Genomic DNA, 7,723 nt, shown 5'->3' on the forward strand with positions numbered 1-7,723 from the left:
CCAGGTCGAACAGGGCGAGGCCGCGGTCGGTGGGCAGCGGGGTCATGCCGCCGCGGCCGTGCCGGGCGACGTCGCCGGTGTCGAGGTGGCCGGTCATGGCGCTGGCCTGCGCCCACAGGCCCCACGCGAGGGAGGTACCCGGCAGGCCCCGCTCGCGGCGGTGCGCGGCGAGCGCGTCGAGGAACGTGTTGGCCGCGGCGTAGCTGCCCTGACCCGCGCCGCCGAACACGCCGGCCGCGGAGGAGAACAGCACGAACGCCGACAGGTCGTGGCCGGCGGTCAGCTCGTGCAGGGCGATCGCCGCGTCCACCTTGGACCGCAGCACGGTCGCGAGGCGCTCGGGGGTGAGGCCGGTGACCAGGCCGTCGTCCAGCAGGCCCGCCGCGTGCACCACGGCCGTCAGGTCCTGCGTGGACAGCAGCTCGGCCAGCGCGTCCCGGTCCGCGGTGTCGCAGGCGGTGGCGCGGGCGGTGGCCCCGAGCGCGGTCAGCTCCTCGACCAGCTCGGCCGCCCCCGGGGCGGCCGGACCGGAACGACTGACCAGCAACAGGTTCCGGGCACCGTGGTCGACGACGAGGTGGCGGGCCAGCGCGGTGCCGAGCACGCCGGTGCCGCCGGTGATCAGGACGGTGCGGTTCGGGTCGAGCGGCGCCGGCACGGTCAGCACGACCTTGCCGACGTGCTTGGCCTGGCTGACCAGCCGGAACGCCGCTGGTGCCCGGCGCACGTCGTACTCGGTGATCGGCAGCGGAGCGAGCACGCCGGCCGCGAACAGCTCGCCCAGCACGGCGAGCATCTCGCCGATGCGGTCCGGGCCGGCCTCCGACAGGTCGAACGCCCGGTACCGCACGCCGGGGTGGTCGGCGGCGACCACCGCCGCGTCGCGGATGTCGGTCTTGCCCATCTCGATGAACCGGCCGCCGCCGCGCAGCAGTCGCAGCGAGGCGTCGACCAGCTCGCCGGCCAGCGAGTCCAGCACCACGTCGACGGCCGGGAACGCCTCCGCGAAGCCCGCGTCCCGGGAGGAGGCGAGGTGCGTGTCGGCGAACCCGTTGCCGCGCAGCACGTCCCACTTGCCGGGGCTCGCGGTGCCGAACACGTCGGCGCCCAGGTGGCGGGCCAGCGCGGTGGCGGCCATGCCGACGCCGCCGGCCGCCGCGTGGACGAGGATCGACTCGCCGGCACGCAGGTCCGCGAGGTCGACCAGCGCGTAGTAGGCGGTGAGGTAGACGATCGGCGAGGAGGCCGCCTCGGCGAACGACCAGCCGTCGGGGATGTGGGTGAGCAGCCGCGCGTCGGTGACCGCGATGGGGCCGAAGGAGCCGGCGAACATGCCCATCACCCGGTCGCCGGGCGCGAGGGTGGTGACGTCGGCGGCGACCTCGGTGACCACGCCGGCACCCTCGTTGCCGAGTAGGCCGGCCTCGCCCGGGTACATGCCGAGCGCGTTGAGGACGTCGCGGAAGTTCAGGCCGGCCGCCCGCATGGCGACGCGGACGTGGCCCGGGGCGAGCGGTTCGGTGACCTCGGGGCAGGCAGCCAGGGTGAGGTTCGCGAGACTGCCCTTGCCCGTCGAGTCCAGCCGCCACGGCCCGGCGGGCGGGATGAGGCTGGCGCTGGAGGCGGCCCTGGCCAGCCGCGGCACGAACACCGCCCCGTCGCGGACGGCGACCTCCGGCTCCCCGGTAGCGAGTGCCGCGGCGAGCAGCGCGTCGCTGGGCGCCTCGGCGGTCACCAGCCCGAAGCGGCCGGGGTTCTCCGAGGCGGCGGCGCGGACCAGGCCCGTGACCGCCGCGTGTGCCAGGTCGCTGGTGACGAACACCAGCCGCGCGTCGGCGAACCGGTCGTCGGCCAGCCAGTCCTGGACGAGTGCCAGCGCGGCGGCGGTCACCTCGTGCACGGCGTCCGCCGACAGTTCCCCGTGCGGCAGGGGAACCACGACGTTGGCCGGGACCTCGGTCAGCGACGCCAGGCCGGCGTCCCCGAGGAACGCGAACTCCGCACTGTCCGAAGTGGACACCGGCGTCCAGTTGACCCGGAACAGCGAGTCGTGGCCGGTCGGCGCGGCGGTCGCGGCGCCGATGGGGCGCAGCGTGAACGAGTCGGCGGACAGCACCGGGGCGCCGGTCGCGTCGGCGACCAGCAGGGACACCGTGTCCGGGCCGGCCGGGGTGAGCCGGGCCCGCAGGGCGGTCGCGCCGGTCGCGTGCAACGTGACCCCGGACCAGGCGAACGGTAGGACTCCCGGTCCGGACGCGGCCGAGGTCAGGCCGATGGCGTGGAGGGCGGCGTCGAGCAGCGCCGGGTGCACGCCGAACCCGTCCACCGCGACGTCGAGCGCGACCTCGGCGTAGATCTCCTCGCCCTTGCGGTAGGCGGCCCGCAGCCCCTGGAACGCCGGGCCGTAGGCCAGCCCACCCTCGGCGAGGGTGGCGTAGAAGTCGGTCAGGTCAACGGGTTCCGCGCCGCGTGGGGGCCACTCGGTGAGGCCGGCCGGCTCGCCTGCCGGCGCGGTGTCGAGCGTGGCCACGGCGTGCTGGGTCCACTGTGCGTCATCGGCTGCGGACGAGACGGTGACCGAGCGGCGGCCGGCGTCGTCCGGGGCGCCGACATGCACCTGCAGCGCGGTGCCGCCGTGCGCGGGCACGGTGAGCGGCGCGAGCAGGGTCAGCTCGGCCACGTGGTCGAGGCCGACGTGGTCGCCCGCCGCGGTCACCACGTCCAGGAACGCGGTGCCGGGCAACAGGACCGACCCGGCCACGACGTGGTCGGTGACCCACGGGCAGGTGCGCGCGGACAGCCGGCCGGTGAGGACCAGCTCGTCGGTGTCCGCGAGCGTGACGGCCGCCGGCAGCAGCGGGTGGGTGCCCGCGGCGAGGCCGAGACCGGTCGCGACGCTCGGGGTCTCGCTGACCGTCAGCCAGTAGTGCTCGCGCTGGAACGGGTAGGTCGGCAGGTCGACGAGCCGGCCGGCCGCCGGCCAGGTCACCTCCCCGCCCCGCACCCACAGCTCGCCGAGCGAGGTGCCGAAGCGGGTCAGGTCGCCGTCGTCGCGGCGCAGCGTGCCGAGCGCGGCGCCGGTCCGGCCGGCCGCGTCGAGGGTGTCGGCGACGGCCGGGGTCACCACGGGGTGCGGGCTGGACTCCACGAAGAAGCCGAACCCGTCCGCCGCCAGTGCCTCGATGCCGGCGGCGAACTCGACCGTCGAGCGCAGGTTGCGGTACCAGTACTCGGCGTCGGTGGGCACGTCCAGCCAACGGGAGTCCACTGTGGAGTAGAAGGGGATCTCCGGCGTGCGCGGGGTGATGCCGGCCAACGCGTTGAGAATGTCCTGGTGGATGTGCTCGACGTGCGCCGAGTGCGACGCGTAGTCGACCTTGACCCGGCGGGCCTGGACCCCGTCGGCCTCGCAGGCCGCGGCCAGCTCGTCCAGCGCGGTGGCGTCACCGGAGACGATGGTGGCCTCCGGCCCGTTGATCGCGGCGACCGAGACACCCGCCGGCAGCCGGGCGGCGACCTGCTCGGCGGGCAGCGTGATGGACATCATCCCGCCGGCGCCGGCGATCGCGCTGATCGTCCTGCTGCGCAACGCGACGACCGTCGCCGCGTCCGCCAGCGACAACGCACCGGACACGGCGGCGGCCGCGATCTCGCCCTGCGAGTGCCCGATCACCGCGTCGGGGCGCACGCCACTCGCCTGCCACAGCGCGGCGAGCGAGACGTTCACCGCCCACAACGCCGGCTGCACGACATCCACCCGCTGCAACGCGTCCGCGTCGCCCAGCACGTCGTACAGCGACCAGTCCACATGGGGCGAAAGCGCTTGCGCGCACTCGGCGAGTCGGGCGGCGAAGACCGGGGACGACTCGGCGAGCGCCAGCCCCATGCCGGCCCACTGCGCACCCTGGCCGGGGAAGACGAACGCGATCCTGCCGGAAACATCGGCGGTGCCGGACACCACGGCCGGGCCGCCACCGGCCACTTCGGACAGTGCGGCGGTGAGCGCCTGCGCGTCCGCGCCGACCGCGACCGCTCGGCTGCGCAACGCGGCCCGGTGGTGCGCCATGGTGGTGGCGAGGTCGGCGGGCTGGACCTCGACGTCCGCGAGCCGGCCGGCGAGCGCCCGCAACGCCGCCGGCCCGTGGGCGGAAAGAGGAACGACGTAGGGGCCGTCCGGAGTGGGAACCTCTTCCGGTTCCTCGGCGGGCGGTGCCTGTTCCAGGATCACGTGCGCATTGGTGCCGCTCACGCCGAACGACGACACGCCGGCGCGGCGCGGCCGGTCGACCTCGGGCCACGGTGTCAGCCCGGTGGCCAGCTCGACCGACCCGGCGGTCCAGTCCACCTCGCGCGTCGGCGCGTCCACGTGCAGGGTGGGCGGGACCTGGCCGGCACGCATGGCCAGCACCATCTTCATCACGCCGGCCACGCCCGCCGCGGCGGCGGTGTGGCCGATGTTCGACTTGATCGAGCCGAGCAGCAGCGGGTTCGCGCGCCGTTGGCCGTAGGTGGCCAGCAGGGCCTGCGCCTCGATGGGGTCGCCGAGCGTAGTGCCGGTGCCGTGCGCCTCGACCACGTCGACGTCCGAAGTGGACAGCTTGGCCGCGGCGAGAGCCGCGGTGATCACCCGCTGCTGGGACGGGCCGTTGGGCGCGGTCAGGCCGCTCGACGCGCCGTCCTGGTTGACCGCCGAGCCGCGGATCACGGCGAGCACCGGGTGCCCGTTGCGCCGCGCGTCCGACAGTCGCTCCAGCAGCAGCATGCCGGCGCCCTCGCCCCAGCCCGTGCCGTCCGCCGCGTCGGCGAACGCCTTGCACCGGCCGTCGGTGGCCAGCCCGCGCTGCTTGGAGAACTCCACGAACGAGATCGGCGTGGACAGCACGGTCACGCCGCCGGCCAGCGCCAGCGAGCACTCGCCGTTGCGCAGTGCGGACGCCGCGAGGTGGATGGTCACCAGGGACGCCGAGCACGCCGTGTCCACGGTGACCGCCGGCCCCTCCAGCCCGAACGTGTAGGAGATGCGGCCGGAGACCACGCTCGCGCCGATGCCGGTGGCCAGGTAGCCGGCCGACTCCGCCGGCGCCTGGCTCGCGAGCACCGCGTAGTCCTGCCCGTTGGTGCCGGCGAACACGCCGGTCCGGCTGCCGCGCAACGAGTGTGGGTCGATGCCGGCGCGTTCCACGGCCTCCCAGGAGATCTCCAGCAGCAGCCGCTGCTGCGGGTCCATGGCGACGGCCTCGCGCGGTGAGATCCCGAAGAACGCCGGGTCGAACTCGCCGACGCCGCGCAGGAACGCTCCACTGTCCACATAGGAGGTACCGGTCTCGCCGGCACCGGCCAGCACGTCGAGGTCCCAGCCGCGGTCGGCGGGGAACGGCCCGACCGTGTCGACCCCGTCGGCGAGCAGCCGCCACAGCTTCTCCGGGGTGTCGGCGCCGCCGGGGAACCGGCAGCTCATCGCGACGACGGCGATCGGCTCGGTGTTCCGGTCCTCCAGCTCGCGCACCAGCGCCCGGCTGCGCCGCAGGTCGGCGGTGACCTTCTTCAGGTACTCAAGGACCTTGGCGTCCTGGTTCACTGTCCCGCCTCCCCGGAATTCACTGTGTTGGTCGCGTCGGGGACGAATGGTTCCGTTTGGTCACGTGCTTGTGGCTGGTTTTCGTCACGTTCCCCTGAGGTGACGGTTCCGGAGGTTGGCAGAAGGTGTTTCATGCGGCCTCCTCGCCCGCTAGCTGCGCTCATGACAGGCCGAACTCCTCGTCGATCAGGTCGAACATCGCATCGACGCTGTCCGCTTCGATGTCCATGTCTGCCTCGGAACCGGTCTCCCTGCACCTGGCAAGCAGGGCTTCCAGGCGGGCCGTCAGCGCCCGCCGGGTTGCCTCGTCCAGCTCACCCTCGGACACCGCGTCCGCGATTCGGTCCACTTCGGCTAGAACGCCGCCGCCGCCGTCCCCCGGGACCAGCTGGTCGCCCAGGTGGCCGGCGATGGCCAGCGGGGTCGGGTAGTCGTAGAGCAGGGTGGCCGGCAGCCGCAGCCCGGTGGCCGCGCCGAGCCGGTTGCGCAGCTCGACGGCGGTCATCGAGTCGAAGCCCTGCTCCAGCAGTCCGCGCCCGTTGTCCACGGCGTCGGCACTCGCGTGTCCGAGCACCGCCGCGGTGTGCGTGCGCACCAGCTCCAGCAGGAGCCGACCGCGGTCCGCCGCGTCCTTTCCGTCCAGTGTGGACAGGAAGTCGGCGACGGGTGCCGCCGGCACGGTGTGCAGCTCGGCGAGCAGGGGGCTGCGCCGGGTCGCGGTGAAGTCGGCCGCGAAGCGGGGCCAGTCCACGTCCGCGACGGCGGTCACGGCCGGCCCGGCGTGGTCGAGCGCGTGGCCGAGGACCGCGAGCGCCAGCTCCGGCCGCAGCGGGGTCAACCCGCCCCGGCGGGCCCGGTCGGCCGCGCCGCCGGCCGCCATGCCGCCCTCCGCCCACGGGCCCCAGCCCAGCGACACGGCCGGCAGCCCCTGTGCGGCGCGGGTTTCCGCGAGCGCGTCGAGGTAGGCGTTGGCGGCGGCGTAGTTGGCCTGGCCGGGGTTGCCGAGCGTGCCGGTGAGGCTGGAGAACAGGACGAACGCGTCCAGGTCGCCGCTCAGCTCGTGCAGGTTGGCCGCGGCGACCGCCTTGGCCCGCAGCACGGTGGCCAGCCGGTCCGGGGTGAGCGAGTCCAGCATCCCGTCGTCGAGGACGCCGGCCGCGTGGAACACCGCGGACGGCCGGTACTCGTCGAGCAGGGCCGCCACCGCGTCCCGGTCGGCCACGTCGCAGGCGGCGACCGTGACGCCGAGTTCGGCCACCAGCTCGGCCGCGCCCGGCGCTCGCGGGCCGGAGCGGCTGGTGAGCACCACGTGCTCGGCGCCGCGGTCGACCAGCCAGCGCGCCACGTGCTTGCCGAGCGCGCCGGTGCCACCGGTGACCAGGACCGTGCCGCGGGGGGTCCACGGCCGCGCCTCCCCGGACGGCGCCGGCAGCAGGCGGGCGGCGAACACGCCGTCGGACGTGATGGCCACCTGGTCCTCGTCGCCCGCCAGCACGGCGGCCAACACTGAAGAATCCACTGTGGACGGTAGGTCGGCCATGCCGCCCCACCGGTCGGGGTACTCGAGCGCGGCGACGCGGCCGATGCCCCACAGCTGCGCGGCGACCGGATCGGCGACCCGGTCGCCGACGGTCACCGCACCGGTGGTGAGCAGCCACAGCGGCGCGGCCAGGCCGGCGGTGGCCTGGATGAGCGCGACCGTGGTGACCACGCCAGCCGGCAGCACCGGGTCGCCCTGCGCGGCCAGGCCGAGCAGGGACAGGACGCCGGCCGGGTTCGGGCATTCGGCCAGCCCGGCGGCCAGTGCGTCCGGGAGTGTCGCGGCGTCCGTGACGGGGACGAGCACGGTGTCCAGTCCCAGCTCCGGCACGTCCACGCCGGCCGGCGCGACCAGCAGGTAGCGACCGGCCCTGGTGCCGGTGGGCCTGATCGGCACCCAGTCGGTGGTGTACCGGACGTGGTCGACGGCCGCGGCGGCGCGGCGGGCGCGGCGCCAGGTGCCGAGTGCGGGCAGCACCACGTCCAGCGCGGCGGCGTCCACGCGCAGCGTGTCGGCCAGGTCGGCGAGGTCGGCGCTCTCCACCGCCGCCCAGAACTCGGCGTCCGCCTCGTCGACCGGGGTGGCGGCCGGCGCCTGCTCGAGCC

Annotated in this window: 2 protein-coding genes; both read right to left on the minus strand. The window is 75.0% G+C overall.

The genetic code is table 11. The features are described from left to right. A partial coding sequence (locus tag ACJ73U_RS28755; protein WP_407780855.1) for an SDR family NAD(P)-dependent oxidoreductase occupies positions 1-5,578 on the minus strand: 5,578 nt, incomplete at its 3' end. Positions 5,579-5,738: 160 nt separating this feature from the next. Beyond that, positions 5,739-7,723 (minus strand): SDR family NAD(P)-dependent oxidoreductase (locus ACJ73U_RS28760; RefSeq protein ID WP_407780856.1); only part of this gene is annotated, 1,985 nt, incomplete at its 5' end.

The sequence above is a fragment of the Actinophytocola sp. genome (assembly GCF_045807065.1).
GTDB lineage: Bacteria > Actinomycetota > Actinomycetes > Mycobacteriales > Pseudonocardiaceae > Actinophytocola.